Raw genomic sequence first — 1,624 nt, forward strand, 5'->3', positions numbered from 1 at the left:
CGCAGCACCCGAGACCGCCTCGGAAACCAGCGACGAATTCACCGAACGAATCGCCGCGGCCATCGACGGCGCGAGCCTGACCCTGCTGCTGAGCATCGGGCACCAGACCGGTCTGCTCGACACGATGTCCGGGCTCGCGCCGGCCACGAGCGCCGAGATCGCCGAGGCGGCCGGCCTCAACGAGCGCTACGTGCGCGAGTGGCTGGCCGGCATGACGACCGCGCACGTCGTCGACTATGACGCCGAGACCGCCACCTACTCGCTGCCCGCGCACCGTGCCGGCGTGCTGACCCGGGCGGCCGGGCCGGACAACCTCGCCCTGGTGACCCTGTTCGTCCCGCTGCTCGCCGAGGTCGAACAGAAGATCATCGGCTGCTTCCGCGACGGCGGCGGCCTGCATTACAGCGAGTTCCCCCGCTTCCACGCGCTGATGGCCGAGCAGAGCGGGGTGGTGTACGACAAGGCGCTGGTCGACGTGGTGCTGACGCTGGTGGACGGCCTCGTCGAACGCCTGCGGGACGGGGCCGACGTCGCGGACTTCGGCTGCGGCAGCGGCCACGCGATCAACGTGATGGCGCGCGCGTTCCCCGCCAGCCGCTTCACCGGCATCGACTTCTCCGACGAGGCGATCGCCGTCGGCGCCCGCGAGGCGGCCGACCTCGGGCTGGCGAACGCGACCTTCGAGAGTCACAACCTGGCCGAGTTGGACAAGGTCGAGGCCTACGACGTCATCACCGTGTTCGACGCCATCCACGACCAGGCCCAGCCCGCGCAGGTGCTGGAGAACATCTACCGCGCCCTGCGGCCCGGCGGCGTGCTGCTGATGGCCGACATCAAGGCGTCGAGCCGCCTCGAGGACAACGTCGGCGTTCCGATGAGCACCTACCTGTACACGACGTCGCTGATGCACTGCATGACGGTGTCGTTGGCGCTGGACGGCGCCGGGCTGGGCACGGCGTGGGGGACGCAGCTGGCCACCGCGATGCTGGCCGACGCCGGATTCGGCGACGTGCGGGTCGCCGAGATCGAGTCCGACCCGATCAACAACTACTACATCGCCCGAAAGTGATGGCGGCCCTCGACGCTCTGCGGGATTGGCCAGTCGAGGCCGCCGCCGCGGCGGTGATCGGACCCGACGGCGTGCTGGCCGGTCACGGCGACACCGAGCGGGTGTTCGTGCTGGCTTCGGTGACCAAGCCGCTGGTGGCCCGCGCGGTGCAGGTCGCCGTCGAAGAGGGCGTCATCGACCTGGACACCGCGGCCGGCCCGCCCGGGGCCACCGTGCGCCATCTGCTGGCGCACGCGTCGGGGCTGGCGTTGCAGAACGACCACGTGCTCGCCGCCCCCGGCGCGCGGCGCATCTACTCCAACCACGGCTTCACCGTGCTGGCCGAGACCGTGGAGCGCGAGTCGGGCATCGAATTCGGCCACTACCTGGCCGAGGCGGTGTTCCAGCCGCTCGGGATGGCTTGCACCCGGCTGGACGGCGGCGCGGCGGCGGCGGGGTTCGGGGCGGTGTCCACGGTGGCTGACCTGGCGAAATTCGCCGGCGACCTGCTGCGGCCGGTGACTGTCTCCGCCGAGCTGCACGCCGAGGCGACGACGGTGCAGTTTCCCGGCCTGG

2 protein-coding genes are annotated in these 1,624 nt (G+C 71.2%); both read left to right on the plus strand.

Annotated elements, in window-relative coordinates; all coding sequences use genetic code 11:
- A partial coding sequence (locus A9X03_RS27170) for a class I SAM-dependent methyltransferase (protein WP_231975473.1) occupies positions 1–1,069 on the plus strand: 1,069 nt, incomplete at its 5' end.
- On the plus strand, positions 1,069–1,624 hold a 556-nt coding region (locus A9X03_RS27175; protein WP_068263894.1), incomplete at its 3' end, for a serine hydrolase. The genes A9X03_RS27170 and A9X03_RS27175, both read left to right, overlap by 1 nt.

Source organism: Mycobacterium sp. E1715 (assembly GCF_001667625.1).
GTDB lineage: Bacteria > Actinomycetota > Actinomycetes > Mycobacteriales > Mycobacteriaceae > Mycobacterium.